The organism is Burkholderia cepacia ATCC 25416, assembly GCF_001411495.1.
GTDB classification, from domain to species: Bacteria; Pseudomonadota; Gammaproteobacteria; order Burkholderiales; family Burkholderiaceae; genus Burkholderia; species Burkholderia cepacia.
In genome coordinates this window covers 35,455-61,359 of record NZ_CP012982.1, presented here as the reverse complement: position 1 = coordinate 61,359, position 25,905 = coordinate 35,455, and the positions used below count along the sequence as shown (strand labels likewise).

Below are 25,905 nucleotides of genomic sequence, written 5' to 3'. Positions count from 1 at the left end.
CCGCCTCAAGGAAGTCGGTAAGGGGAAGGGGCCGCCCGCGCGACGTGCGGCGGGCGGCCATGGGTCAGCCGGAGCCGATCAGCGGATCAGCTCTTGATCGCCTGCTGCCATTGCTTCAGGAACGCGAGCCGCTTCGACTGGTCCAGGTAGACGAGCAGGCCGGTGCCGATCTGGATCGGCTTCAGCGAATCGCCGAGTTCCTTCGTGAGGCTCGCGGCCGACGTCTCGCCGGTCACGTCCGTGCGGATCGCGTACAGGTTCGCCTGGTTCGCGATCATGGTCTGGCCGCGCTTCGACAGCAGGTAGTCCACCCACAGCCTGGCGGCGTTCGGGTTCTTCGCCTTCTTCGAGATGGTGGCGAGGCGGCTCACGATCTGCGTGTAGTCCTTCGGGAATACGTAGCCGATGGACTTGTCCTTCTTCGCCTTCGCGTACGCATACGAACCGATGATGTTGTAGCCGATCAGGTTCTCGCCCGACGAGATGCGCTCCATCATCGCGCCGGTGCTCGACTGCAGCTTCGGGCCGGTCTTGCCGATGGCCTTCACGAGTTCCCACGTGACCTTCTCGTTCAGGTGCGCGTCCTGCGTCAGCGCATTGAAGCCGACGCCGGATTTCTCGACGTCGTACGTCGTGAGCTTACCCTTGAACTTGTCCGGTTGCGACGCGAGCAGCTTGATCAGGTCGGTGCGCGTTTTCGGTACTTCGTTTTCGGGAATCAGGCGCTTGTTGTAGACGATCGCGAGCGGCTCGAACGTCGTGCCGTACGCCTGCTTCTGGTATTGCGCCCATTGCGGCACGTTCGGGCCTTCCGGCGAATCGTACGACGCCATCAGGCCGTCGTTGACGAGCTTGACCTGCAGGTCCATCGCCGAGCTCCACAGCACGTCGGCGCTCGTGCTGCTCGCCGCGTTCTCGCTGATGTAGCGGTTGTACAGCTCGGTGCTGTTCATGTCGTTGTACTCGACCTTCACGCCGTACAGGCTTTCGAAGTCCTTGATCAGCGGGCGCACGAGGCCCGTGTCGGTCGTCGAGTAGACGATCAGCTTGCCTTCCTTCTTCGCGGCGTCGATCACGCCCTGGTAACTCCCCGGATACCCGGCCGGAACCTGCGCGGCGGCGCTGCCGGCGGCAGTGCCCAGAACGACCGCCAGCGCGGCGGCGAGGTGCTTCGGTGCAAACGGCATGTCTTCCTCCAGTTACGTCTAGGTGTTGTTCGAGTGACGCGGATGTTAATTGCGGCGCACTTTCAGCCCGCTTTCATTTCAGTTCACAATCGCGTCGTTCGTGTCATGGATTTCCCGAGGTCGATGCGGCGGCGGCCCGCCGTTTCGCGGCGCGCGGCACGATCCGGCAACGGAGGGAAGGGGGGGCCGCGGGGCGCGGCAACGACGGAGGGGGCGCCTAGACGGGGGGCGCGAGCAGCTTCGCGAGCAGCCGGCCGCCATGCCGCGCGTGCGCGGCCGTCAGTGCCGAATACCCGACGACGACGCCTGCTTCGCACCGCGCGCTTCGACAGAATCCGCGGACCGGCTGCAACTCGACGCCGGCCGCCCGGGCTTGCGCGACATACGTTGCGTCGTCCATCCCGGGCGGCAGCCACAGCACGAAATGAAAGCCCGCGTGTTCGCCGGACACCGCGTACCGTCTGCCGGCGTGTTTCGCCAACTGGTCGAGCACGATGTCGCGCCGCTGGCGGTAGGCGTGACGCGCCGCGCGCAGGTGTTTCGCAAAATCGCCGTGCGCGATGAAGCGGGCCAGCGCCAGCTGGGGCGCCACGCCGACCGAGCGCGCGGTCGCGTGCCACACGGCCGACAGCGCCGGCCGCAGTGCCGCCGGCACGACCATGAAGCCGATGCGCAGCCCCGAGAACAGCGTCTTGTTGAACGAGCCGCAGTAGATCACGCGATCGCACGCGTCGAGCGATTTCAGCGCGGGCAGCGGGGCGGTCTGGTAGCTGAATTCGCCGTCGTAGTCGTCCTCGACGATCCACGCGCGGTTGCGCTGCGCCCAGTCGAGCAGTTCGAGCCGGCGCGACACCGACATCGTGACGCCGAGCGGCGCCTGGTGGGCGGGCGTCACGTAGGCCGCGCGCGCATCGGGATGCCGGTCCAGCGACGCGGTATCGATGCCTTCCCGATCGACCGGCACGTCGATCACGGTCGCACCCGCGATCGTGAAGATCCGCCAGGCCGACGCGTAGCCGGGGTCCTCCATCAGCACCGTCGAGCCGGGCGCGAGCAGCGTGCGCGCGACGAGATCGATCGAATGCCGGATGCCGGTCGTGATGAAGATGTCGCCGGCGCTGCACGGGATGCCGCGATATTCGCGCAGGTAGGCGGCGATTTCGTCGCGCAGGCTTTCGACGCCTTGTGCCGGCGTCGCCCCGAGGTCGTTCGCCGTCGCGGCAAGCAGGCTGGCCCCGAGTGCCTTCTTCCATTGCTGCATCGGCAGCAGGCCGGGATCGGCAAGCCGCGCGACGAACGGGACGCCCGGACGCACGCCTTGTTCCGGCTCGGCGGCGTCGGTCGTGTGCGCCGGCGCGGGGCGCGCGTCGGCAGGGGGCGCGCCGTTGCCGCGCGACTGCGCGGCCGCGCGCAGGTAGCTGTCCGGTACCACCGCGCATACCCGCGACCCCGATCCTTGCGCGCGGGCGATGTAGCCCTCCGAGCACAGCCGGTCGTATGCCGCCTCGACCGTCCCCCGGGCGACGCCCCAGCGCGCCGCGAGGGTGCGGCTGGACGGCAGCGGGCTGTCGCCGGGGAGCAGGCGTTTCAGGATCGCGTCGCGCAGCGCGTCGGCGATGCACTCCTGCTTCGACTGCGGATTGCCCGTGGACAGCCTCGCAGGGCACGGCAGATCGAGCGGAATCGCGGCTTTGCCTCGCGCCATAGTGGTCCAGTCAGTGTCGAATTTAATGGCCCTTCAGCTTATATCACTTTGACCTTAGATTTCAGTCGACCACATCGATCCGACCGGAGGCGGGCTCACCGCATGAAAACGCGTTCATTACCCCAGTGGGGCTGGCTGTTCCCGTTGATGCTCGTCGTGTGCCTGCCGCGCGTCACGATCGATGCGTACCTGCCGTCGCTGCCGGCGATGGCGGACACGCTGCACGGCACCGACGCCCAGTTGCAGCTCACGCTGACCCTCTACATGGTCGGTTATGCGCTGTCGATGCTGGTGTCGGGGCCGTTGTCCGACCGTTACGGCCGTCGCCCCGTCCTGATCGGCGGCCTGTGTCTCTACGTGGTCGCGAGCGTCGCCTGCGCGTGCTCGACCAGCATCGCGGCGATCGTCGCCGCACGCATCTTCCAGGCATTGGGCGGCTGCTGCGGCACGGTGGTCGGGCGGGTGATCGTGCGCGAGCGCTTCCCGGCCGCGATGCAGGCGACGATGCTGGGCCGGATCTCGGCCGGCATGGCGCTGTCGCCCGTGATTGCGCCGCTGGCCGGCAGCGCGCTGGCCGAGTGGCTCGGATGGCGCGGCGTGTTCGGATCGCTGGCGGCGGGCGGGGTGGTCGCGGCGGCGATGGTGCTGCGCTACCTGCCGGAGACCCGCGAACGCGACGCGCGGCCGGCGCCGGGCGCGGGGCTCCTGCGGACCTACGCGGGCCTGCTGCGCGAGCGCCGTTTCCTGCGCTACTCGCTCGCGATCAGTTTCGCGTACTGCACGTACTACCCGTTCATCGCGGAATCGTCGACGCTGTTCCAGCGGCAGCGAGGCGTATCCGGCCCGGTGTATGCCGCGATCTTCGGCCTGACCGTGCTCGGCTACCTGATCGGCTCGCACGTGTTCGCGCGGACCGGCACGCGCTGGAAGGCCGATTCGGTCATCGCGGCGGCGGCGGGCGTCAATCTGGCCGGCACCGCCGCGTTGTGGATCGGCGGAGCGGTCGCGCCGACGGCGGTGGCGGCGCTCGTCGTCCCGATGTTCGTCGTGATGATCGCCGTCGGGATCGCGATCCCGGCCTGCCAGTTCGCGGTGATGCAGCCGTACACGACGATCGCCGGGACGGCGTCCGGGCTGTTCTTCTTTATCCAGATGGCGATCACGGCCGCATGCGGCGGCGTGCTGGCGTGGCTGTCGGACGGCACCGCGCGCCCGATGATCGTCGTCACGGCCGGGGCGAGCGTCGCGTTCCTGGCGGTGGTGGTCGGCCTGCGCGAGCGGCGGCGCGCAGGTGAAGGTTCGCGCTTCGCGCCGCGTAGCCGTGCCGCCGCCCAGCGCTGAGCGCCGAGCGCCGAGCGTTCGGCGACGGTCGGCGGGCCGGCAGACGCGCGGGCGCGCCGGCGGCGCAACCGGTGTTTCCGCGAGGCGTCGCGACGGAAAGGATCATGTAATGTAGCGGCCTGTCGCTGACCTTCCCGGAATCCCCATGCGTGTGCTGCTCGTCGAAGACAACCCGAACCTCGCCCAGTCGCTGAACGACGCGCTGAGCGCGGCGCGCTTCGCTGTCGATCACATGGCGGACGGCGAGGCGGCCGACCACGTGCTGCGCACGCAGGATTACGCGCTGGTGATCCTCGATCTCGGGCTGCCGAAGCTCGACGGGCTGGAAGTGCTGCGGCGGCTGCGCGCGCGGCGCAATCCGGTGCCGGTGCTGATCCTGACCGCGCACGGGTCGGTCGAGGATCGCGTGAAGGGGCTCGATCTCGGCGCCGACGACTATCTCGCGAAACCGTTCGAGCTGACCGAACTGGAGGCGCGCGCCCGCGCGCTGATCCGCCGCAGCCTCGGCCACGAGCATTCGCGGGTCGAATGCGGGCCGCTTTCGTACGACAGTATCGACCGCAGCTTCCATCTCGCGGGCGAGCCGCTGTCGCTCACGCCGCGCGAGCGTTCGGTGCTCGAGGTGCTGATCCTGCGCAACGGCCGTGCGATCAACAAGGAAACGCTGTCGGAGAAGATTTTCGGGCTCGACGAGTCGGTCAACGCCGACGCGATCGAGATCTACGTGTACCGGCTGCGCAAGAAGCTCGAGAACACGGGTGTCGCGATCGTCACGCTGCGCGGGCTCGGTTATCTGCTGGAGGCGAGGGCGGAGGCGGCGGAATGAGCGCCCCGCCCATCCGCGGCGGTGCGCTGCGCCCCGACGCGGCACATGGTGTCGTTGCGGCGGCCCGGCGGAACGCATGATGCCCCGCCCGAACCTGCGCACGCAGGTCGCGCTGTGGCTGCTGCTGCCGCTGCTCGGCCTGCTCGCGCTCGACTCGTGGCTCACGTACCAGCGCGCGATGAACGCCGCGCACGTCGCGTTCGACCGCACGCTGTCGTCGTCGCTGAAGTCGATCCGCGAAGGCGTGCGGCTCAATGACGGCGAGATCGAGGTCGACCTGCCGTATCTCGCGCTCGAAATGCTCGAATCGAGCGACGGCGGCAAGATCTACTACCTGATCCGCGAGGACAACGGCCACACGGTCACCGGCTACCCGGACCTGCCGCTGCCGCACGGGCGCGACGCGGGCGACGGTGCGCTGTTCGTCACGCGCTACTACGACGTCGTCTATCGCGGCGAACAGCTGCGGATGGCCGCGCTGCGCATCCCGGTGCACGACGTGCCGACCGCGCAGTCGCGCATCGTGTGGGTGATGGTCGGCGAGACGATCGAGGCGCGCCAGGCGCTCGCGCGCGAGATCCTGGTGGGGTCGCTGTTGCAGGAAGGGTTGCTGGTCGTGCTGGCGCTCGGCATCGTGTGGCTCGGCGTCGGGCGCGGGCTGCGGCCGCTGAACCGGCTGTCGGCGACGGTCGCCGCGCGCAGCGAGGACGATACGACGCCGCTCGATACCGGCGCGATGCCGAGCGAACTTGCGCCGCTCGTCGAATCGATCAACCAGTACATCGGCCGCACGCAGCGGATGCAGGTCGCGCGGCGCCGCTTCTTCGCGGACGCGGCCCATCAACTGAAGACGCCGCTCGCGGCCGTACAGGCGGGCGTCGAGCTCGCGCTGCGGCCCGACGAGCAGCCGCGCGCGAACGGGCACCTGCGGCGCGCGAACGGCGCGGTGCGGCAGGCCGCGAAGATCGTCCAGCAACTGCTGTCGCTGTCGCGGCTCGATTCGGACAGCGGCCACGCAGTTGCCCATCAGCCGGTCGCGCTGCACCGGCTCGCGCGCAGCGTGACGCTCGACTGGTCGCCGGTCGCACGTGCGCGCGACATCGATCTCGGCTTCGAGCACGAGGCCGACATCGACGTGCACGGGCAGCCCGACCTGCTCGGCGAGATGATCGGCAACCTGATCGACAACGCGATTCGTTATGCGGGCGATCGCGCGGTGATTACGGTACGCGTGTCGCGCGACGGGGTGCATGCGCGGCTCGACGTGATCGACAACGGGCCGGGCGTGCCGGCGGACGAGCGCGACGCGGTGTTCGAGCGTTTCCATCGCGGCAGCAAGACGCAGACGGTCGAAGGGACGGGGCTCGGGCTGTCGATCGTGCGGGAGATCGCGCGCGTGCATCAGGGCACCGTGACGCTTGCCGATGCGGCCGGCGGGGGCCTGGTCGTGACGATCCGGTTGCCGGCAGCGAACGACGCGGGGGCGCATGCCGCGTGATGGCGAGTCGTGAGTCGCGATGAGGGCAGTGGGAAGCAGGAAGCAGGAAGCCGCTCGGGCGGCTTCCGGGCTACGAAGACGATGTGATCGGATGCGCGGTGCCGTGTACGCGCGTCAATCGCCGAACCCGATCTCCGCTTCCAGCGACTGGCCGACTTCGAGCCACCCGCCCGCGCCTTCGACGACGATCGCGTTGATGCCGAACGTCAGCTCGCCGCCGAAGTTCGGGTTCGCGCGATAGGTCTGCATCGTGTCGGTCGGCTCGTGCGGCCACGCGGGGTCGGGCGCGCCGGTGACCTGGTCGATCGTCGGCATCGGGCAGCGCGTGCACGGCTTCACGAGCCGCAGCCGCACGGGCGCCGCACCTTCCGTGTCGAGATGTTCGACGAAATCCTCTTCGTACGCGTCGAGATCCGACACCACGATGTTCGGCCGGAAGCGGTTCATCGGAATCGCCGGTGCACCTTTGGCGGTGAGCCGCGCGTTCAGGTCGTCGAGCGACGACTGGCCGATCACGAGCAGCGGGTAGCCGTCCGCGAACTGCGTGTGCGTATCGATCTCGCCGGTCCATTTACGGTTGCAGCCGCGGCGTGCGTCGGGCGCGAAGCGCGCGAGCTTCGCGGGCGTGCCGAGGAATTCGGTGAGCCAGGCGGCCGTTTCGGCGCCCGTGTCGATCGCATCGACGGTGTCGCGCCACACGGTCGCGGCCATTTTCGGCGTGGCGGGCGATACGTCGCCGTCGAGCGGTGTGCGGATCTCGCGCATGCCCGGCCCGCTCAGCACGAGCGCATCGCTGTTCAGCGCGGTGCGGATCAGCGCGAGGCGCGGGTGCGTGCGCTGCGTGATCATCTGTCCGGCGGGGTCGGTGATCAGCCAGTGTCGGTCGTACGCCAGGCCCGTTTCGAGCAGTTGCGCGCGCGACAGCGCGATGCCGGCGCAGGATTTGATCGGATAGACGAAGAGTTCGGCGATGGCTGGCATGACGCTGGCTGAAGGCGGATGGCGAGACTGCGATTGTGCCAGATCGCGCCGTAGCCGTTCGGACGGCTGCGCTGCGTCGCGCGGCCGGTCATGCGAGCGGGAAGCCGGGGTCGAACGTGGTACGCACGTCGAGCGGCTGGCGCAGCAGTCCCGCCTTCAGGTAGAAGTCGGCCGTGCGCTGCTGTTCGGCGATGACCGTCGCGTCGATCGGCAACCAGCGCGTGTTGCGGCGCTCGAACTGCAGCTTCGCGGCCGCCGGCGGAATGCCGATGATGCGCGCGAGCGCCGCCGAATACGCGTCGGCATGCCGGTACGACCAGGCCTGCGCGCGCACGACGCGCCGCAGGAAATCGTGCAGCACGTCGCGCTTCGACGCGATCGCCGCGTCGGTCGCCGCGATGTAGCTGAGGCCCGACCACAGTCCGCGGCCGCTGACGAGCACGCGCGCGCGCCCGCTCGTTTCCGCGAGTGCGGTATAGGGCTCCCAGGTCGCCCACGCATCGATCGAACCGGTTGCGAGCGCAAGCATCGTATCGGCCGGCGGCAGGAAGCGGAACGAGACGGCGTCGGGAGGCAGGCCGGCCGCGTCGAGCGCCTTCAGCGTGACGAAATGCCCGATCGAGCCGCGCGTGGTGCCGATGCGCTTGCCTTTGAGGTCGGCCGGGCTTTTCAGCGCGGCATCGGGCCGCACGAGCACCGCCGTGCCGTACGGGTCGGAGCGGTTCGCGCCGATCACTTTGATGCGTGCGCCCGACGCGAGCGCGAAGATCACCGGCGCATCGCCGATCGGCCCGCAGTCGACGGCGGCCGCGTTCAGCGCTTCGGCGAGCGGCGCGGCGGCCGGGAACTCGGTCCACGCGATGTCGTACGGCAGGCCGTTCAGTTCGCTGGCTGCTTCGAGCAGCGCGCGCAGCCCGCCTTTCTGGTCGCCGGCGCGCAGCAGCGGCCGCGTGCCCGATTGCGCGCGCACGGCGGCCGGGGCCGCGGCGATCGTGGCGAGGGCGCTCGCTTGCGCGAGGAAGTGGCGTCGGGTCGGATTCATCGTGAAGTTCGGTCGGAAGAGAAAGTCAGGGATTCGATCAATGCGGGAGCCCGGCCTGTACGTCGCGCACGGGTTCCGTGTCGACGCGCAGCAGCAGCGCGGTCAGTGCGTCGCCGTTCGCGGCCGGTACTGCCGGCCGTGCCGTGGCGTCCGAGCGGCATAGCAGGTCGGCATCCGACCAGCCCGCGCTGCCCGGCAACGCACGCGCCCGCAGCCAGCCGCGGCGATCGGCGAGGAGCTGCGTGCCGCCGAGTGCGGCGGGCGTCACGCCGGCGATCGTCGCGAAGGCGAGCCACGCATCGGGCGTCGACGCGACGCAATCGGCTCGCGCCGCGCCGGCCGTCTGCACCACGGGCGTGCCGCTTGCCGTGACGAGCAAGGTTTGCCAGCGCGCGTCTTCCGGCGGGGGCGGCGCGCCCGGCGCGAGTGCGACGATGCGCACGCGCTGGCCTGCGCGCCAGCGATCGAGCGATTGGGGCGCGGCGCTGCCGCAGCGCACGTCGAGCGCCGGCAGCGGGACGGGCACGGGCCACGCGCCTTCTGCCTGCGCGCCGCTGCCCGCGGCGAGCGCTTTCAGGTAGTCGAGCACGGCCCAGGTGTCGCGGGGCCCGAGTGTCGCGGCGAAGCCGGGCATCGTCGGCGCGCCGTGTTCGTCGCGTGTCCCGTGACGCACGCGCCAGAACAGTTCGCCGTCGAGGCGGCGGGCGAGCAGTGCGCCGGCGAAGGTCGGCGGCCAGTGCGGGAGCGTGGCCGCAAGCGGCCCTTCCCCGCGTCCGTCCACGCCGTGGCATGCCACGCAGTGTTGCGCATACAAGTGCGCGCCGCGCATCACGTTCGATACCGAAAACGGCGCGGGATCGCGCTGGAAACTCGTCGGCACGGCAGGCGAAAGCCACAGCGAAGCCGGCGGCCACGGCGCGAACCACGCAACGGCCAGCGCGGCAAGCACCGCAAGCGCCGACGCCACACGCCGCTTGCGTAACGCGAGCGCGATGCACGCGAGCACGGCGGCCAGCGTCGTCGCCGCAACGGCGAACGCGAGTTGCCGCGTGAGCCCGGCGTCGATGCGCAGCGTTTCGAGCGCGATGCGACGGGCCCACGGCCAGGCAGGCTGGCCATCGGCGTCGCCCGTCAGCCCGATCGCATGCAGCACGCGCGACAGCGCGACTTGTGCGCGATACAGCCCTTGCAGAAACAGCAGCGCCCAGTCGGAGAACGTCGGTGCATTCATCGGCTACGTTCCCGCCGCACGGCGGCCCATCGTCGAACGGTACCGCGCATCTACCAGCTCGCATCGAGCCCGAGATGCCGCAACGCGTCGTGACGCAGCTCGGCGAGGCGCGGGTCGCCGCGATGGCGCGGATAGGGCAGGTCGACGCGCAACTCGGCGACGATCCGTGCGGGACGCGGCCCGAACACGATCACGCGCTGCGCGAGGAACAGCGCTTCCTCGACATCGTGCGTGACGAGCAATGCAGAGAAACCGTCGCGTTGCCACAGCGCGGTGAGTTCGGCCTGCATCGTGAGCCGGGTGAGCGAATCGAGCTTGCCGAGCGGCTCGTCGAGAATCAGCAGGCGCGGATCGTTGACGAGCGCGCGGGCCAGTGCGACCCGCTGCGCCATCCCGCCGGACAGCTGATGCGGGAACACGTTCGAGAATTCCTGCAGGCCGACGCGCGCGAGCGCATCGTCGACGCGATGCTGCGACGCGCGCGCCACGCCGCGCGCCTCGAGGCCGAGCGCGACGTTCGCGCGCACCCGCCGCCACGGGTACAGCGTCGGGTCCTGGAACACGACGATGCGCGACGGATCGGGTTGCTCGATCGGCACGCCGTCCTGCGCGATTCCGCCTTGCCGCGCGGCGTCGAGGCCCGCGACGAGGCGCAGCAGCGTCGATTTCCCGCAGCCGCTCGGGCCGAGCAGCGCGACGAATTCGCCGGCCGCGACCGACAGCGTGACGTCGTCGAGCACGGGCAGCGGGCCGCCGGGGCCGTCGAACGCATGGCTCACGCGGCGGATGTCGATGCGCGCGCCGCGCGGCGCCGTGACGGCAGGCGACGCGGCTGGCGCAGCGGACGATTCGAGTACGGCGGCGTTCACCATTTGACGGTTCCTTTCTGCCACGCGAGCACGCGGTCGCGCACCGCGAACAGCAGCGCGATCAGCCCGGAAAACAGCAGCGCCATCACGATCAGCGCCGCATACATGTTCACGTACGAGGCCCAGCCCTGCGCCCAGCTCAGGTACCAGCCGAGCCCGGACTTGACGCCCATCATCTCGGCGACGACCAGCACCGTGAACGACGCGCTCAGCCCCATGAAGATGCCGACGAACACGTGCGGCAGCGCGGCCGGAATCGCGACGCGCAGCACGAGGAAGCGCGCGTTCGCGCCGAGCGTGCGCGCGACGTCGTAATACTGCTTGTTGACGCTCGCGACGCCCGACCACGTCAGCACCGCGACCGGGAAGCCGGTGGCGAGCGCGATCAGGAACGCGGCGGCGGAATAGCTCGACGGGAAGAAGTAGAACGTGAGCGGCAACAGCGCGGTGGCCGGCACGGGGCCGAGCACGCGCAGCACCGGATGCACCCAGTAGCCGATCCGGCGCGACCAGCCGATCGACACGCCGACCGCGAAACCGACCGCGACGCCGTAGGCAAAGCCGAGCGCGAGCAGCTTCAGCGTGTTGCCGGCGCTGCCGAGCAGGCGCGGCCAGTCGTCGACGTAGACCTCGATCAGTGCCTGCGGCGGCGCGAAGAACGGCGTCGGCAGCCAGCCGGTTTTCGCGGTGACGATTTCCCACGCGGCGAGCACGAGCGGCAGCGCGACGAGCCACGGGCCGGCCGGGCGCACGCGCGCGAGCCGCGTGCGCGTCGTGGCGACGAGATGGCCGAGCGTCGCGGCGGCGAGCAGCAACGCGGCGATCGTCCACGCGGCCGTGCCGAACGTGTCCGTGTACGCCCAGTCGCTGAAGCCGACGATGCGGTTCGGCCACAGCTGCGTGAGGGCGCCGAGCGCGGCCCAGGCGAGCGCGGCGGCGATGCCGGTCGGCCAGGTGCGCGCGCGGCGCGCTTCGGCCGCAAGCGTCGCTTCGCAGGCCGTGCAGGCCACGCGTGCGGAAGCAGCGGAAGCAGGCGCACCGCCGGCCGGTGACGGTGCGGTGCGCGCGGTGGAGGCGTGTTCGATCGTCGACATCGCGTCACCCGAGCACGTTCGCATAGACCTGCTGCGCGAAGCGCTGCGGGTCGGTGCTCTTCTTCAGCACGCTGATGCGGCGGAAATCGTCCGCATAGAACGCGATTTCCTGCTGCAGGTCGACGTTGGTCGGGTGGTGCGTGTAGGTGAGCGTCGCGTACAGCTTGCGCAGGTCCTCGGGGCTGATCTTCGGCGAATACTTCGCGAACACCTTCGCGGCTTCGTTCGGGTTGTCGTGCGTGAACTCGGTGGCCTGCACGATCGAGCGTGCGAGTGCGGCGGCGGACGGCCGGTCGTTGCGCACCAGGTCGCCGCGCGCGCCGATCACGCAGCACACCTTGCGTGCGTATTCGCCTGACAGGTTCGTGGCGAGTTCCGTGTACGCGCCGTTGCTGCGCTTTTCGAGCAGGTAGAGGTTCGGGTCGCCGTCGGCGATCGCGTGGATCTCGCCCTTGTCGACCGCGACGCCGAGCAGGTCGGCCGGATACTGCCGCCACGTGATGTCGCGCTCGGGATCGATCCCGTTCTTCGCGAGCAGGATCGAGAAGAAATGCTTGCCGGGCGCGGCCAGGTCGCTGACGCCGACCGTCTTGCCCTTCAGCGCCTGCAGCGTCGTGACGCCGGCCGCCTTCGAGCCGAGCAGCCGCACGCAGCCGCCGTGCGAGCTGCCGATGATCTTCACGTCGAAACCGGCTTCGAGCGGCTTCAGCCAGCGGTGGATCATCCCGACCGCCGCATCGGCCTTGCCGGTCGCGATCGATTCGAGCAACTGGTCGGTCGAGCCGCTGTAGTTGATCAGTTCGACCTTCAGGCCGTTCTTCTCGAAGAAGCCGCGCTCCTGCGCGACGACGATCGGCGTCAGGCAGAACGCGTTCTGGTTCCACGCGAACGTGAGCTTCTTCAGCGGCGGCGCGGACCAGGCCTTGCGGCCAAGCGTGATCGCGGGCGCGGCGAGCGCGGCGGCGCCGGCCGCGCGCAGCAGCTTGCGGCGTTTGTCGTCGTGCGTGTCGCGCGTGTCGTGTGCATTGGCGGGCGCGGGTGCGGCGGTTCGGGTCATGTGGTCTGGTCTCCGGTCGTGCGGGAAGGCGCTCAGTCGAGCAGGTCGGGTTCGTCGGCGACGACGCGCGCGAACAGGCTGTCGAACGCATGCAGCGCGCCTTCGGGGCCGCCGATCTGGCCGTGCGTGTGGCGCGCGGTGGCGTGATCGATCGGTTGCGGCGTGCCGGCCGCCTCGGCCAGCAACTGCGTGTGCGCGGCGTTGTCGAGCGCGATGTACCACCATGCGGCGGCCTCGACCGTCGGGCCGGCGGTCAGGATTCCGTGGTTCTTCAGGATCGCGCCCTTGTGCGTGGTGCCGTCCGGTTTCGCAAGCGCATCGGCGATCCGTGCGCCTTCGCTCGTGTCGACGACCATCCCCGTGAAGTCGTCGAACAGCGCGTGGTCTTCATAGAACACGCACGCGTCCTGCGTGAGCGGATCGAGCGGGCGGCCGAGCGTCGACCACGCCTTGCCGTACGTCGAATGCGTATGCGCGGCGGCGACGATGTGCGGATGCGCATCGTGGATGGCCGCATGGATCGCGAACGCGGCCTTGTTCAGCGGTCGGGAACCGATCGCGGTTTCGCCGCGCGCGTTGACGAGCAGCAGGTCGGACACCTTGATCTGCGAGAAATGCACGCCGAGCGGATTCACCCAGAAGTGGTCGGGCAGTTCGGGGTCGCGCGCGGTGATGTGGCCGGCGAGCCCCTGTGCGAAGCCGAAGCGGGCGAACAGGCGGAACGCGGCCGCGAGCCGCTCCTGACGGTGACGGCGCTCGGCGGCGACGTCGATGCGCGGCGCGGGGGGATCGAACCAGAAATGCTGGCGCGGCGACGCGGCGAGCGCGAGGCCCGACGCAGTGCGTTCGAGTGTGGACGGAACGGCGGACATCGTAAGGGTCTCCCGGGTTGCGTCAGGCCGCGCGGCGCGCCGCGTCGCGTGCGGCGACGGCGCCGCGCACGCGCGGAATCAGTTCGCGGCCGTAGTCGATCGCGTCTTCCAGCGGATCGAAGCCGCGGATCAGGAACGTCGTGACGCCGAGGTCGTAGTAGTCGAGCAGCGCGTCGGCGACCTGTTCGGGCGTGCCGACCAGCGCCGTCGAATTCGAACGCGCGCCGGTGAGGCTGGCGATCTCGGTCCACAGCCGCTTGTCGACGCGCGAGCCGCGTTCGGCCGCGGCCAGCAGGCGGCGCGCGCCTTCGCTTTGCTGCGGGCCGCCGGCGCCCAGGCCGGCCGCTTCGCGCAGCCGGCGTGTTTCGTCGAGGATGCGATGCGCGCGCGCCCACGCTTCGTCCTCGGTCGCGGCGAGGATCGGGCGGAACGACACGGAGAAACGCACCTGCCGGCCGTGCTTCGCGGTTTCGGCGCGCACCCGGGTCGTCAGGTCGCGCACCTGGTCGAGCGATTCGCCCCACAGCGCGTAGACGTCCGCGTGCTTGCCGGCCACGGCGAGCGCGGCTTCCGATGCGCCGCCGAAATAGATCGGCACATGCGGCTGCTGGAACGGCTTCACTTCCGAAAACCCCTGTTTGAACCGGTAATGCGCGCCGTCGTGATCGAACGGCTGCGCTTCGGTCCAGATCCGCCGCAGGATGCCGAGGTACTCGTCGGTGCGCGCATAACGCGCGTCATGGTCGAGGAAATCGCCGTCGCGCTGCTGCTCGCTGTCCGAGCCGCCGGAGATGAAGTGCACGGCGAGCCGGCCGCGGCTGAACTGGTCGAGTGTCGCGATCTGCCGCGCGGCGAGCGTCGGCGCGGTGAAGCCCGGGCGATGCGCGAGCATGAAGTGGATGCGCTCGGTCGCGGCCGCCGCGAACGCGATCGTCAGCGTCGCCGACGGGCCGGTCGAGTGATGCGGCACGAGGATCCGGTCGAAGCCGGCCGTCTCGTGGGCGCGGGCAAAGTCGCGCACGTAGCCGGGATCGACCACGGGGCCGGACGGCGGGTGGATTTCCGACTGCTTCTGGCTCTGGATCATGCCGATGAATTCGACGCTCATCTGGGTCTCCGGTGCGGGGATGTCCCGGCGCGCGGCCGGGCAGGAATGGAGCGCAGGTTAACGCCGCGATCATGCGGAATGGAAATAATCAATCCCGATTTGAATATCAGATTTGCATGGTTTGGGCGCGTGTGCGCTGCGCATACGCTGTGGGCTCACGAACGATCGGGCGCGCGGGCGCCGGCGAATCCGGGGGCACGCGTTGCGGATCGCCCGGTTCATGAGAGACCGCGCCGCGTGGCGATCGATTGCCGCGGTTGCCGATCTCCGTCGCGCTTGCCGCCTGTCCGTATTACCCAGGGAATCCGTTTCGATGTCCGCCAGCCTTGCCGCTTCCTCGCCGTCGCCGCAGCCGCCCGCGCTGCGCCTCCTGCCCACCGACGATGCCGACGACGCACGCGTCGCCGCGCTGCTCGAGCGCCTCGCGCCGGAACTTGCCGCCGATGCGGCGCGCAACGACGTCGATGGCCGCTTTCCGCACGAGAACTTCGCGCGGCTGCATCGCGCGGGGCTGATCGCGCAGGTCGTGCCGCGCGAGCATGGCGGCGCCGGTGCGACGCTTGCGCAGGCGAGCCGGATCGTCGCCGCCGTCGCGCGGGCCGATCCGGCCACCGCGCTGGTGCTGACGATGACCTATCTGCAACATCGCGCGCTCGGCCGGGCCGACAACCGCTGGCCCGCACAGGTGCGGCGCGCGGTGTTCGACAGCGCGGTCACGCACGGTGCGCTGATCAACGCGCTGCGGGTCGAGCCCGCGCTCGGTTCGCCGTCGCGCGGCGGCCTCCCGGAAACCGTTGCCCGGCGCGACGGCGACGGCTGGCGGCTGTCCGGCCACAAGCTGTACAGCACCGGGATTCCGGCGCTGCGCTGGCTGGCCGTGTGGGCGCGCACCGACGAACCGGCGCCGCGCGTCGGCGTGTTTCTCGTGCCGCGCGACCGCGGTGCGGATGGCGATCGCATCCGCGTGATCGAAAGCTGGAATCACCTCGGCCTGCGTGCGTCGGGCAGCCACGAGGTCGTGTTCGACGACGTCCGGCTGCCGGCCGATCACGCGGTCGACGTGCGCGCACCGGACGCATGGGCCGTGTCGGCCGCGACCCACGCGGATGCCGACGCGCAGGCCGACCAGCAGGCGTGGATGGTCGCGCTGCTCGGCAGCCTGTACGACGCGGTGGCGCGTGCGTCGCGCGACTGGGTGGTTGAATTCGCGACGACGCGTGCGCCGAGCGGGCTGGGCGCACCGCTCGCGACGCTGCCGCGCGTGCAGGAAGCGGTCGGCGAAATCGAGGGCTGGCTGCACGCGAACCGCGTGCTGCTCGACGATCACGTCGCGCGCACCGACGCGGGTCATGCGCCGCCGGTCACGACGAGCGGACTGGTCAAGCGCACCGTGACCGAGCACGCGATCCGTGCGGTCGAGCAGGCGCTGAAGCTGTCGGGCAATCACGGGCTGAGCCGCGCCAATCCGCTCGAACGCCACTATCGCGACGTGCTGTGCAGCCGCGTGCATACGCCGCAGGACGACGCGATCGCGGTGGCGGCGGGGCGTGCGGTGCTCGACGCAGCGAGCCGGGTTGAAGCGAAGAGCGCAGCGAAGGGCAAAGCGAGCGGCGAGACGGAAACGGGCGGGGCGTCGGTCAACGAGATCGGGCGCGGCCGCAGCGATGCGTGAGCGGAGCAGGGCTGGCGCGAGCATCGACCGGGCGGCGCGATGCTGCCGCCGCCCGATAGGGTCACGCAGCCTGGTCGTGCGCCTGCTCGGGCAGCGCGAATGCCGCACGCGCATGCGCGGCGACGGCCGCGAGCGGCGCGCCGAAGCGGGCCGCATCGTGCCGGCGCAGCAACCACAGATCGATGTGCGGCTTGAAATCGGCGAGCGGCACGATGTCGAGCGCGTCGCGCAGCGGGCTGCCTTCGACGAGCGGCAGCGGCATCAGCCCGATGCCGAAGCCGTTCGCGACGCTCTGCAGTTGCAGGTCGCGGCCGTAGGTGTCGAGCGTGACCGGCATCGGCAGGCCCTGCGCGTCGAGCGCGCGCCGCAGGCCCGCACGAAAGCCGCAACCGTCGGGATTGAGCACCCAGCCATGAGCGTGGCAATCGGCGAGCCGGTAGCTGCGGCGCGGCCAGTCACCCTTGCGGCCGACCGCGACGAGCCGCGTGGCCAGCAGCCGTTCGCCGTCGACCTGTGCCGGCAGCACCATCTCGCGCGCGAGGAACACGAGCGCCGCATCGAGTTCGCGGCGGGCGACGCGCTCGACGAGCATGCCGCCCCACGCGGTCGTGACCTGCGTCGCGAGCGCGGGCCACTGCGCGGCCAGTTCCGATATCAGCGCGGGGAGCATCAGTTCGCCGAGGCCCTGCGTGAGCCCGATCCGGAACTCGCCGGCGGGCGGCTGCTCGCCGGCCGTCAGCTCGCGCAGCGCATCGACTTCGCGCAGGATCGCGCGACACTGCTCGAAGACCTGCCGGCCGATGTCGGTCGGTCGCGGCGGCTTCGTGTTGCGATCGAGCAGGGTCACGCCGAGCGCTTCCTCGAGATTCTGGACGCGCCGCGTGATCGCGGGCTGCGTCATCCCGAGCTCGGCCGCGGCCTGGCTCAGGGTCTGGCAGCGGACAACCGCTGCAAAAGCGTCGATATCGCTAATTTTCATGTTTGTTCTGCATGGTCTTTCAGGTGCATCATGACGATCCATCATATTCGGCATCATATTCGAGGAGCCAGCCGATGAGTACGCTTTCGTTGCATCAGACGCCGCTGCGTCCGTTCGTCGACGGTCTGGGCGCGCTGCTCGCGTCCGGCGCGGACGAGGCGCGCATCCTCGACGAGGGCGGTGCGCTGCTCGCCGCGCTTGTCGAACACGACGACTGGTTGCCCGACGCGTTCGCGCAGCCCGACCCCGCGCGCTATCGGCAATACCTGCTGCATCTCGACCCGGACGAGCGGTTCTCGGTCGTCAGCTTCGTGTGGGGCCCCGGCCAGACGACGCCGATCCACAATCACACGGTGTGGGGGCTGATCGGGATGCTGCGCGGCGGCGAATTCTCGCAGCCGTACCGGTTCGACGCAGCGGGCCGGCCGGTGCCGTCCGGCGAAGCCGTGCGGCTCGCGCCGGGCGAGATCGAGGCCGTGTCGCCGCGCATCGGCGACGTCCATCGCGTGACCAACGCGTTCGCCGATCAGGTATCGATCAGCATCCACGTGTACGGCGCGAACATCGGCAAGGTCGAGCGCGCGGTGTACCTGGACGACGGCACCGTGAAACCCTTCGTGTCCGGCTATTCGAACGCCTGATGCAACGCCTGCCGATGCGGCCGGCCGCAAGCGACCGGCCGGAAGGCCGGTTGCCCGCACGCGCCGGCGGGCCCAAGATTGATCCGTTCCGCTTTCTTCACCGACTTCAACGCATTCAATACAGAGACATCGTGACGCACTCCGCCGATTCCACTTCCCGTTTTCCCGTCGCGTCGTACCAGGATGTGCGCGCGCGCCTGCTTGCCCGCGACGAGATCGCACTGATCGACGTACGCGAGGAAGACCCGTACGCGCAGGGCCACCCGCTGTGGGCCGCCAACTTTCCGCTGTCGAAACTCGAACTCGACGCGTGGACGCGGATTCCGCGCCGCGACACGCCGATCGTCGTATTCGGCGAAGCCGGCGGCGAGGATCTCGCGCCGCGCGCGGCCGAGAAGCTCGCGCAACTCGGCTACACCGACGTGCGGCTGCTCGACGGCGGCCTCGCGGGCTGGCTCGCGGCGGGCGGCGAACTGTTCATCGACGTGAACGTGCCGAGCAAGTCGTTCGGCGAATGGGTCGAGGCCGAGCGGCATACGCCGTCGCTGTCCGCGCAGGAGGTGCAGGCGCTGATCGACGCGCAGGCCGATGTCGTGATCGTCGACGCGCGCCGTTTCGACGAATACCAGACGATGAACATTCCGACCTCGACGAGCGTACCCGGCGCGGAACTCGTGCTGCGCGTGCGCGCGCTTGCGCCGAACCCGGCGACGCAGGTCGTCGTCAACTGCGCGGGACGCACGCGCAGCATCATCGGCACGCAGTCGCTCGTCAACGCGGGGCTGCCGAATCCGGTCGCGGCGCTGCGCAACGGCACGATCGGCTGGACGCTCGCGGGCCAGACGCTCGAGCGGGGTGCCGCGCGGCGCTTTCCGGACGACATCGACGCGACGCAGCGCGACGAAGCGCGCCGCGCTGCGCGCGCGGTGGCCGAACGTGCTGGCGTGCCGCGCATCGCGCTCGCCGACGTCGCCGCGCTCGACGAACCGGGCCGCACGCTGTACCGCTTCGACGTGCGCACGCCGGAGGAATACGAAGCCGGCCATCTGCCCGGTTTCCTGAGCACGCCGGGCGGCCAGCTCGTGCAGGAGACCGACCATCACGCAGCCGTGCGCGGCGCGCGGATCGTGCTCGCCGACGACGACGGCGTGCGTGCCGACATGACCGCGTCGTGGCTCGCGCAGATGGGCTGGGACGTGCGTGTCGTCGAGCCGGCCGGCGCGGCCGCTTTCGGCGAGCGCGGCCAGCCGCCGCGCGACGTGCCGGCGACGCCGGCCGTGACGGAGGTATCGCCCGCGACGCTCGCGGGCTGGCTGAAGGAGGCGGCGCCCGGCGAGCTGGCGATCGTCGACGTGACGGCCAGTGCGAACTACGTGAAGCGCCATATCCCGGGCGCGTGGTTCGCCGTGCGTGCGCAGCTGCGCGACGCGCTCGTGGCGATTCCGGCCGCGAAGCGTTATGTGTTCACGTGCGGGTCGAGCCTGCTCGCGCGGTTTGCGGCGGACGACGCGCGTGCGCTGCTGCCGGCTTCGGCCGAGATCCGGGTGCTCACCGGCGGCACGGCCGCGTGGATCGACGCCGGGCTGCCGCTGGAAAGCGGCGAGACGCATCTCGCTTCGCCGCGCGTCGACCGCTACCGGCGCCCGTACGAAGGCACCGACAACGCGGCGGCCGCGATGCAGGCGTATCTCGATTGGGAATACGGGCTGGTCGACCAGTTGAAGCGGGACGGCACGCACCACTTCAACGTGATCTGACCGATGCGATGCAACCGGGCGCAACGCGCGCGTCGCGCGCCGCGCCCGGTCGACGCGCGTGTCAGCGCTTGAACGTATCGACGGCCGTGCGGCCGACGGCAGGATCGTCGGTGAAGAAGCCGTCGATGCCCGCGCGCAGGTACGCCTGGATCTCGCGCACCGAGCCTGCCGTGTTGCGCGCGGCCGGCGTGCCGCCGTCCTTCAGCGACGCGGGCAGGAAGTTGTTCTCCGGGCGGAACGTGTACGGATGCACGACGAGGCCGGCCTCGTGCGCGTAGCGCACGTACTGCGTCGGCTGCTGCAGCGTGCCGTCCGCGGCGACCGCGATGATCGACGTCTTGTACGGGCCGACGCCGTTCGCATAGGTCGCGACCTCGCGCATGCCGTCGCGCGTCGACAGGTCGCCGTAGGTGCGCTTGTCGTTCGCCTTCACGAAGTCGTACGGGCGCTGGCCGGCTTCGTCCATCAGCTGCACGAGCTTCCAGTTCGGCTGGCTCGACTTGATCCGGTTGCGGATCGCCTTCAGGTTCGCGACCTCGAACGACTGGATGTAGACGGTCGCGGTGCGGGCCGTGTACGCATCCTTCAGCAGGGCATCGACGAGGCGGTCCTCGAGCGGCAGGCCGATCGACTGGAAGTAGGTCGGGTGCTTGGTTTCCGGATACAGGTGGATCGTGCGGCCGGTCTGTGCGGACATCTGCTTCGCGAGCGCGACGATTTCGTCGAACGTCGGAATCTCGAACTGGTCGTTGTACGCGGTGTTCGCGGGGCGGACCTGCGGAATGCGCTCGCGGGCGCGCAGCGTCTTCAGTTCGGCGAGCGTGAAATCCTCGGTGAACCAGCCCGTCAGCTCCGTGCCGTCGATCGTCTTGGTCGCCTTGCGGTTCGCGAACTGCGGCAGTGCGGACACGTTCGTCGTGCCCGAGATCTCGTTCTCGTGGCGCGCGACGAGCACGCCGTCGCGCGTCGACACGAGATCGGGCTCGATCACGTCCGCGCCATCCTCGATCGCCTTGCGGTACGACGCCAGCGTGTGTTCGGGGCGCAGCGCGCTCGCGCCGCGATGGCCGACCACCTGGATCTTCGCGGAAATCGGCTGGGTGGGATCGGACGCGACGTCGTCGTCGCCGCCGCACGCGGCGAGCAGGAATGCGGCGGCACAGGCGAACGGGACGTAGCGCAGGGAGGTCGGGCGCTTGAAGAGCATGTCGATGAACCTTCGAAACGAGAGTCGGAAAGGGGCGGTCGCTCCGGCGGTGCGGCTGTCGTGCCATGTCGCACGGAGTCGGATGGGACGCGATCGTCGCACCGAATAATTACATATGTATTACTTCAGCCTTTCCGTTTCTTGTTTTTGGGGCGCGATATGCGCGGCGGGGCGGTTGACGGCGGCCCGACGGGCGACGCATTCCGGCCGTCCCGGGCAGGCCGTGCGCCGGATGCACTAAACTTGCGGGAATTTTGCATCGCCGTGCCGGGCCGGACGCCCGCCTGGCGCGACGATGCGGCGACTCGCGGGCCGGCGCGGGCGCCCGGCGCCCGTGTGCGTCCGGGGCCCGCGCCGGCCGATTTTTCCCGACCCATGACGACTCGAACCGATTCCGCCTACCTGCTCGGCGACCTGCTGAAGAACGTTTCCCGCTCCTTCTACCTGACGCTGCGCGTGCTGCCCGACGGCATGCGCGACCCGGTCGGCCTCGCGTACCTGCTCGCGCGCGCCGCCGACACGATCGCCGATACGGCGCTTGTCGCGCCCGATCGCCGGGCGGCATTGCTGACCGAGCTGCGCGATGCGGTTGAGCAGCTCGGCGACGGCGTCGCGCTGTCGCGTGCGCTCGAGGACGTGACGCGGATGCAGACCGATTCGCACGAGCACGTGCTGCTCGGCTCGATGGAGCCGATGCTCGCGCTGCTGCGCGCGCAGCCGGACGCCGATTGTGCGTCGATCCGCAAGGTCGTCGCGACGCTGACGGCGGGGATGGTATTCGACCTGCGTACGTTCCCCGACGAGCAATCGGGGCGGGTCGCGTCGCTGCGGACGCGCGACGAACTCGACCGCTACACGTATCTCGTCGCCGGCTGCGTGGGCGAGTTCTGGACCGACATGACGGGCATGCACACGCCGGCCGCGCGCGGCTGGAACCTGCCGGACATGGTCGAGAAGGGCATCCGCTTCGGCAAGGCGCTGCAGATGACCAACATCCTGCGCGACTGCGCGAAGGACCTGCGCATCGGCCGCTGCTACCTGCCCGACGATGTGCTGGGCGCGCACGGGCTGAGCGTCGCCGACCTGATGTTGCCCGATGCGTCGGCGCGCGCGCGTGGCGTGCTGGTCGACCTGCTGCGCGTGACGCTGGACCAGTATCGCGACGCGTGCCTGTATACCGTTGCGATCCCGCGCCGCTTCGTGCGGCTGCGGCTGGCATGCCTGTGGCCGATCATGATCGGCCTCGAAACGCTCGAACTGCTGGCCGGCCATGACGCGTGGCTCGATCCGGCGAAGCCGGCCAAGGTGCCGAGAAAGCGCGTCTACCGGATCATGGCGTCGTCGCTCGCGCTGGTCGGCTCGAACACGGCGATTCGCGCGCGCATGACCGCGCTCTCCGATGCCGTGAGCGCGCATCTCGCGCAGCCGGTCACACGCTGACACCCACCGAACGATGCCGGCGCGACAGGTGCCGGCGTCGCCCCTCGGCCCGCGTTCGCCGGGCCGGTTCTCCGGCATCGTCTAAAAACGTTTTCATCATTTCGTTTCGCGAAACGTGGGTGTCATGAACGTCAGCGATCCTTCGCGGCGGCGTGAATCGTGGCGTCAGCCGCGGTCGCGCATTTGTAAGATGTATTTCGCCGAAGGCATCTGACAACATCCGACGGTCGTGTTGCACCCGTAAAAATGTAAAGCTAGGGTTTTCACCGGGAAATGCCGGAAAAGCCCGCCGCGTAAGCGTTTTCAGGTGTTATGTAACTGCTTGGTGAACCCGTGCGTTGCGTCGATCATACGATGACCGACTGCACATGTTGGGAAATGATTGGTAATCCGTCAGAATCGCGTCGGCATGTACTCGCACATGTGTCAGTCATAAAACCACACCAGAAAAGAAATCATTCTTTGAGGACGGAGAATCAATGAAAAAGCGCGTCGCTTTCGCCATGACGGCAGCGGGCCTTGCAGCCGCTACCGCCGCCCACGCACAGAGCAGCGTGACCCTGTACGGTATCGTCGATAACGGTATCGCATACCAAAACAACTCGTCGGCAGTCGGCGCGACCACGGGTGGTCACTCGAAGGTGCAGATGTCCACCGGCGTGTGGGCAGGCAGCCGCTTCGGCCTGAAGGGCAGCGAAGATCTCGGCGGCGGCACGAAGGCGATTTTCCAGTTGGAAGCCGGCGTCAACACGGCTAACGGTTCGTCGCAATGGACCAACGGCATCTTCACGCGTCAGGCGTGGGTTGGCCTGACCAACAATACGTACGGTACGCTGACGGCCGGCCGCCAGTACACCGCGTACTACACGCTGCTGTCGCCGTACAGCCCGACGACCTGGCTGACCGGTTACTACGGCGCGCATCCGGGCGATATCGATTCGCTGGATACCAGCTACCGCGCGAACAACTCGCTCGTCTACATGTCGCCGAAGTTCTACGGCTTCACGGTCGGCGGTTCGTACTCGTTCGGCGGCGTCGCAGGCGCGACGAACCGCGGCTCGACGTGGAGCGCGGCGATCCAGTACCTGAACGGCCCGGCAGGCATCGCGGTCGGCTACCAGCGAGTCAACAACTCGACGCTCGGCGGCGGCGCGTGGGGCGCGAACTCGACGGTGCAGAACGGCCTGAACGCAGCCGGCACCAACGGTGTCGAGCCGGCAGTTTCGTCGATCAACAATGGCTACCAGTTCGCGCAGTCGCAACAGCGACTGGCCGTCACGGCTGGCTACCAGTTCTCGCCGGCGTGGGACATTTCGGCGTCGTACTCGAATGTTCAATACATTCCGGGCACGGGTTCGGGTTTCAAGAACACGGCGATCTTCAACACGGCTGGCGCCGTGCTGCACTGGAAGCCGGTCGCTCAGTGGGACTTCGCGGCAGGCTACTCGTACACGGCGGCAACGCAGTCGAACGGCATCACGAGCTCGGCCAAGTACCACCAGGTCACGGTGTCGCAGTATTACAGCCTGTCGAAGCGCACGGGCCTGTACGCGGTTGAGGCGTACCAGCACGCGAGCGGCAACACGCTGAACGGCGGCAAGATCATCGCTGCAACGACGTCGATCGGCGACGGCGTGGGCGCAGGTTCGAAGCAGAACCAGATCGGCGTCGGCGTCGGCATGATCCACCGCTTCTGATGTCGCGCGGCGCGCGAGCGCCGCTTGCGGCATGCGGTATGAAAACCGGCCTTCGGGCCGGTTTTTTCATGTCCGCGCGATTCGTGCGAATGTCGCGCCGCGATCGTTGCGTCGAGCACGCATCCGGTCGCTCCGTTTCTATCGCTGGGTCAAACCCGCGTCGCGCGATCGCTCCGCTTCGATCACCGCATTGAACCTGCACCGCGCACTCACTCCGCCGCGTCGTTCGTCCAGCTTCCCGCGAGCGACTGAAACAGCGCCGCCGTATCGGCAAGCCGGTCGGCCTGTGCGCGCGTACGGTCGAGCGCCGTCTGCAGTGCCTGCCGCTGTGCATCGAGCAGGTCGAACGTGCTGATCCCGCCCGCCGCGTAACGGTCGCCGGCAATCGTATTGCTGGCCGCCGCTTCCCGTGCCGCCGTGTCCCGAGCCTGCCATGCGGCAGCGTCGTGCTCGACCGCGCGCATCGCATCGGCCACCTGCTGCAGCGCCTCGAGCACGGTTTCCCGGTAACTCGCGAACGCGGCGTCGTACGCCGCTTCGGCCGCGCGTTTCTTCGCGCGCAGTTCACCGCCGTGAAAGAGCGGCTGCGTGAGACCGAGACCGACATTCCATACATTGAGCCCGCTCACGATGTCCTCGATACGTGTGCGCTCCGAGCCGATCCCCGCCGAAACCGAAAAGCGCGGATACAAGTTCGCGGTGGCCACGCCGACGTTCGCGCTCGCCTGGTGCAGCACGGCTTCGGCGGCGCGGATGTCGGGCCGTTCGCGTGCGAGCGTCGACGGCAGCGCGACGGGCAGCGTGCGAGGCAGCGCGAGCGCATCCAGCGTGAGGTCGGGCAGCATCGCGTCGGCGGGCGGCGCGCCGAGCAGGATCGCGAGCCGGTGGCCGGACTGCGCGAGGCGGGTCGCGAGCGGCGGCAGCGACGCCTGCGTCTGCGCGAGCAACGCGCGCTGCGCATGCACATCGGCCTGCGATACGCCACCGGCAGCGAAACGCGCTTCGACGATGCGCAACTGCCGCGTCTGCGCGTCGAGCAGCTGTTGCGTGAGCGCGACCTGCTGCGCGAGCGACGCGCGCAGGATCGCGGTGGCGACGACGTTACCCGCGAGCGTCAGGCGCGCGGCGTCGAGCGTATAGGCCTGGTAGTCGACCTGCGCGCGCAGCGCCTCGAGCGCGCGCCGGTTGCCGCCGAACACGTCGAGCACGTACGACACGCTCACCGACGCGTCATAAAGCGTGAACGGCCCCGGGCTCGGCACGCTGGCCGGCAGGCCGAACGCGGTCGTGTCGACCTGCTCGCGCGTCGCGGACAGGCTCGCATCGACTTTCGGCAGCATCGTCGCGCCGGCTTCGGCCGCATGGTTCTGGCGCGCTTCGTCGAGCCGCGCGCGGGCTTCGGCAAGCGTCGGGCTGTTGCGCCACGCGGTATCGACGAGCCGGTTCAGCGGTTCGGAGCCGAACTGCGTCCACCAGTGCTGCGGAGTGTGTTCGGCCGATGCGAACGTCTGACCATCGCCTGCCGGGCCGGCGGCGGCCGTCGTCTCCGGCGGTTCGCCGCGCGTGTAGCGCTGCGTGGCGGGCGCATCCGGCGCGTGGAAATCCGGCCCGACCGCGCATCCGGCGACGAGCAGCGCGGCGGCGGCCAGCGTGCAGCAGCGGGTGGCGTGGAGGGGGCGACGCGAAGCCGGTTTCATCGTG

Annotated in this window: 21 protein-coding genes; 8 read left to right on the top strand and 13 right to left on the bottom strand. The window is 69.5% G+C overall.

What is annotated here, in order from left to right; translation table 11 throughout:
* Positions 1-86 precede the first annotated feature (86 nt).
* Positions 87-1,187: an ABC transporter substrate-binding protein gene (locus APZ15_RS17760; protein ID WP_027791443.1), complete on the bottom strand. Its 1,101-nt coding sequence runs from the start codon at positions 1,185-1,187 to the stop codon at positions 87-89.
* A 217-nt stretch (positions 1,188-1,404) separates the two neighbouring features.
* Complete coding sequence (pdxR, locus tag APZ15_RS17755; RefSeq protein ID WP_027791444.1) at positions 1,405-2,892, bottom strand: MocR-like pyridoxine biosynthesis transcription factor PdxR; 1,488 nt, start codon at positions 2,890-2,892, stop codon at positions 1,405-1,407.
* A 102-nt stretch (positions 2,893-2,994) separates the two neighbouring features.
* Here pdxR and APZ15_RS17750 point away from each other — a divergent pair, with 102 nt between their 5' ends.
* The 3 genes from APZ15_RS17750 (at position 2,995) to APZ15_RS17740 (ending at position 6,557) form a co-directional block, all read left to right on the top strand.
* Positions 2,995-4,233 (top strand): multidrug effflux MFS transporter, encoded by a 1,239-nt coding sequence (locus APZ15_RS17750; protein ID WP_027791445.1) that lies wholly within the window; start codon positions 2,995-2,997, stop codon positions 4,231-4,233.
* 145 nt (positions 4,234-4,378) lie between these two features.
* Positions 4,379-5,059 (top strand): response regulator, encoded by a 681-nt coding sequence (locus APZ15_RS17745; RefSeq protein ID WP_027791446.1) that lies wholly within the window; start codon positions 4,379-4,381, stop codon positions 5,057-5,059.
* A 79-nt stretch (positions 5,060-5,138) separates the two neighbouring features.
* Complete coding sequence (locus APZ15_RS17740; protein ID WP_034196148.1) at positions 5,139-6,557, top strand: sensor histidine kinase; 1,419 nt, start codon at positions 5,139-5,141, stop codon at positions 6,555-6,557.
* 114 nt (positions 6,558-6,671) lie between these two features.
* Here the strand turns inward: APZ15_RS17740 and APZ15_RS17735 are convergent, their stop codons facing one another.
* The 8 genes from APZ15_RS17735 to APZ15_RS17700 form a co-directional block, all read right to left on the bottom strand.
* Positions 6,672-7,538, bottom strand: coding sequence for an MOSC domain-containing protein (locus APZ15_RS17735; protein WP_027791448.1), 867 nt, complete (start codon positions 7,536-7,538; stop codon positions 6,672-6,674).
* 88 nt (positions 7,539-7,626) lie between these two features.
* Complete coding sequence (locus tag APZ15_RS17730; RefSeq protein ID WP_027791449.1) at positions 7,627-8,580, bottom strand: ABC transporter substrate-binding protein; 954 nt, start codon at positions 8,578-8,580, stop codon at positions 7,627-7,629.
* 37 nt (positions 8,581-8,617) lie between these two features.
* The gene (locus tag APZ15_RS17725) at positions 8,618-9,811 is read right to left on the bottom strand and encodes a c-type cytochrome (RefSeq protein ID WP_027791450.1); all 1,194 of its coding nucleotides are present in this window, start codon (positions 9,809-9,811) and stop codon (positions 8,618-8,620) included.
* 50 nt (positions 9,812-9,861) lie between these two features.
* A complete protein-coding gene (locus APZ15_RS17720; protein ID WP_027791451.1) occupies positions 9,862-10,683 on the bottom strand; it encodes an ABC transporter ATP-binding protein in 822 nt (273 codons plus the stop codon).
* On the bottom strand, positions 10,677-11,774 hold the full coding sequence (locus tag APZ15_RS17715; RefSeq protein WP_027791452.1) for an ABC transporter permease: 1,098 nt from the start codon (positions 11,772-11,774) through the stop codon (positions 10,677-10,679). The genes APZ15_RS17720 and APZ15_RS17715 overlap by 7 nt, the downstream gene beginning before the upstream one ends.
* Before the next feature lie 4 nt (positions 11,775-11,778).
* Positions 11,779-12,831, bottom strand: a complete 1,053-nt coding sequence (locus APZ15_RS17710) for an ABC transporter substrate-binding protein (RefSeq protein WP_027791453.1) — start codon at positions 12,829-12,831, stop codon at positions 11,779-11,781.
* 32 nt (positions 12,832-12,863) lie between these two features.
* Positions 12,864-13,703, bottom strand: a complete 840-nt coding sequence (locus tag APZ15_RS17705; protein ID WP_027791454.1) for a class II aldolase/adducin family protein — start codon at positions 13,701-13,703, stop codon at positions 12,864-12,866.
* A 22-nt stretch (positions 13,704-13,725) separates the two neighbouring features.
* The gene (locus APZ15_RS17700) at positions 13,726-14,811 is read right to left on the bottom strand and encodes an LLM class flavin-dependent oxidoreductase (protein WP_027791455.1); all 1,086 of its coding nucleotides are present in this window, start codon (positions 14,809-14,811) and stop codon (positions 13,726-13,728) included.
* 313 nt (positions 14,812-15,124) lie between these two features.
* Here APZ15_RS17700 and APZ15_RS17695 point away from each other — a divergent pair, with 313 nt between their 5' ends.
* Positions 15,125-16,483, top strand: a complete 1,359-nt coding sequence (locus APZ15_RS17695; protein ID WP_027791456.1) for an acyl-CoA dehydrogenase family protein — start codon at positions 15,125-15,127, stop codon at positions 16,481-16,483.
* Positions 16,484-16,544: 61 nt separating this feature from the next.
* On the opposite strand, the gene APZ15_RS17690 is transcribed toward APZ15_RS17695, so the two are convergent.
* Positions 16,545-17,519: a LysR family transcriptional regulator gene (locus tag APZ15_RS17690; RefSeq protein ID WP_027791457.1), complete on the bottom strand. Its 975-nt coding sequence runs from the start codon at positions 17,517-17,519 to the stop codon at positions 16,545-16,547.
* Between the two features lie 17 nt (positions 17,520-17,536).
* Here APZ15_RS17690 and APZ15_RS17685 point away from each other — a divergent pair, with 17 nt between their 5' ends.
* Together APZ15_RS17685 and APZ15_RS17680 are read left to right on the top strand one after the other, a co-directional pair.
* Complete coding sequence (locus tag APZ15_RS17685) at positions 17,537-18,103, top strand: cysteine dioxygenase family protein (protein WP_027791458.1); 567 nt, start codon at positions 17,537-17,539, stop codon at positions 18,101-18,103.
* A gap of 131 nt (positions 18,104-18,234) precedes the next feature.
* Positions 18,235-19,860 carry a rhodanese-related sulfurtransferase gene (locus APZ15_RS17680; RefSeq protein WP_027791459.1) on the top strand — a complete coding sequence of 542 codons (1,626 nt, stop codon included), beginning with the start codon at positions 18,235-18,237 and terminating at the stop codon, positions 19,858-19,860.
* A 61-nt stretch (positions 19,861-19,921) separates the two neighbouring features.
* On the opposite strand, the gene APZ15_RS17675 is transcribed toward APZ15_RS17680, so the two are convergent.
* Positions 19,922-21,067, bottom strand: coding sequence for a glycerophosphodiester phosphodiesterase (locus APZ15_RS17675; protein ID WP_027791460.1), 1,146 nt, complete (start codon positions 21,065-21,067; stop codon positions 19,922-19,924).
* Positions 21,068-21,442: 375 nt separating this feature from the next.
* Here APZ15_RS17675 and APZ15_RS17670 point away from each other — a divergent pair, with 375 nt between their 5' ends.
* Together APZ15_RS17670 and APZ15_RS17665 are read left to right on the top strand one after the other, a co-directional pair.
* On the top strand, positions 21,443-22,507 hold the full coding sequence (locus APZ15_RS17670; protein ID WP_027791461.1) for a squalene/phytoene synthase family protein: 1,065 nt from the start codon (positions 21,443-21,445) through the stop codon (positions 22,505-22,507).
* A 479-nt stretch (positions 22,508-22,986) separates the two neighbouring features.
* Complete coding sequence (locus APZ15_RS17665) at positions 22,987-24,204, top strand: porin (RefSeq protein ID WP_027791462.1); 1,218 nt, start codon at positions 22,987-22,989, stop codon at positions 24,202-24,204.
* A gap of 209 nt (positions 24,205-24,413) precedes the next feature.
* Here APZ15_RS17665 and APZ15_RS17660 read toward each other — a convergent pair whose 3' ends face one another.
* Entirely contained in the window at positions 24,414-25,901 is a 1,488-nt protein-coding gene (locus APZ15_RS17660; protein WP_027791463.1) for an efflux transporter outer membrane subunit, read from the bottom strand.
* Positions 25,902-25,905 lie beyond the last annotated feature (4 nt).

Bases quoted from the DNA above. Each gene is read 5' to 3' on its own strand.
- APZ15_RS17760 (WP_027791443.1), bottom strand. From the start codon at position 1,187: ATGCCGTTTGCACCGAAGCACCTCGCCGCCGCGCTGGCGGTCGTTCTG.
- APZ15_RS17710 (WP_027791453.1), bottom strand. From the start codon at position 12,831: ATGACCCGAACCGCCGCACCCGCGCCCGCCAATGCACACGACACGCGC.
- APZ15_RS17725 (WP_027791450.1), bottom strand. From the start codon at position 9,811: ATGAATGCACCGACGTTCTCCGACTGGGCGCTGCTGTTTCTGCAAGGG.
- APZ15_RS17705 (WP_027791454.1), bottom strand. From the start codon at position 13,703: ATGTCCGCCGTTCCGTCCACACTCGAACGCACTGCGTCGGGCCTCGCG.
- APZ15_RS17720 (WP_027791451.1), bottom strand. From the start codon at position 10,683: ATGGTGAACGCCGCCGTACTCGAATCGTCCGCTGCGCCAGCCGCGTCG.
- APZ15_RS17665 (WP_027791462.1), top strand. From the start codon at position 22,987: ATGAAAAAGCGCGTCGCTTTCGCCATGACGGCAGCGGGCCTTGCAGCC.
- APZ15_RS17740 (WP_034196148.1), top strand. From the start codon at position 5,139: ATGCCCCGCCCGAACCTGCGCACGCAGGTCGCGCTGTGGCTGCTGCTG.
- pdxR (WP_027791444.1), bottom strand. From the start codon at position 2,892: ATGGCGCGAGGCAAAGCCGCGATTCCGCTCGATCTGCCGTGCCCTGCG.
- APZ15_RS17660 (WP_027791463.1), bottom strand. From the start codon at position 25,901: ATGAAACCGGCTTCGCGTCGCCCCCTCCACGCCACCCGCTGCTGCACG.
- APZ15_RS17685 (WP_027791458.1), top strand. From the start codon at position 17,537: ATGAGTACGCTTTCGTTGCATCAGACGCCGCTGCGTCCGTTCGTCGAC.
- APZ15_RS17735 (WP_027791448.1), bottom strand. From the start codon at position 7,538: ATGCCAGCCATCGCCGAACTCTTCGTCTATCCGATCAAATCCTGCGCC.
- APZ15_RS17695 (WP_027791456.1), top strand. From the start codon at position 15,125: ATGTCCGCCAGCCTTGCCGCTTCCTCGCCGTCGCCGCAGCCGCCCGCG.
- APZ15_RS17675 (WP_027791460.1), bottom strand. From the start codon at position 21,067: ATGCTCTTCAAGCGCCCGACCTCCCTGCGCTACGTCCCGTTCGCCTGT.
- APZ15_RS17730 (WP_027791449.1), bottom strand. From the start codon at position 8,580: ATGAATCCGACCCGACGCCACTTCCTCGCGCAAGCGAGCGCCCTCGCC.
- APZ15_RS17745 (WP_027791446.1), top strand. From the start codon at position 4,379: ATGCGTGTGCTGCTCGTCGAAGACAACCCGAACCTCGCCCAGTCGCTG.
- APZ15_RS17750 (WP_027791445.1), top strand. From the start codon at position 2,995: ATGAAAACGCGTTCATTACCCCAGTGGGGCTGGCTGTTCCCGTTGATG.
- APZ15_RS17715 (WP_027791452.1), bottom strand. From the start codon at position 11,774: ATGTCGACGATCGAACACGCCTCCACCGCGCGCACCGCACCGTCACCG.
- APZ15_RS17670 (WP_027791461.1), top strand. From the start codon at position 21,443: ATGACGACTCGAACCGATTCCGCCTACCTGCTCGGCGACCTGCTGAAG.
- APZ15_RS17690 (WP_027791457.1), bottom strand. From the start codon at position 17,519: ATGATGCCGAATATGATGGATCGTCATGATGCACCTGAAAGACCATGC.
- APZ15_RS17700 (WP_027791455.1), bottom strand. From the start codon at position 14,811: ATGAGCGTCGAATTCATCGGCATGATCCAGAGCCAGAAGCAGTCGGAA.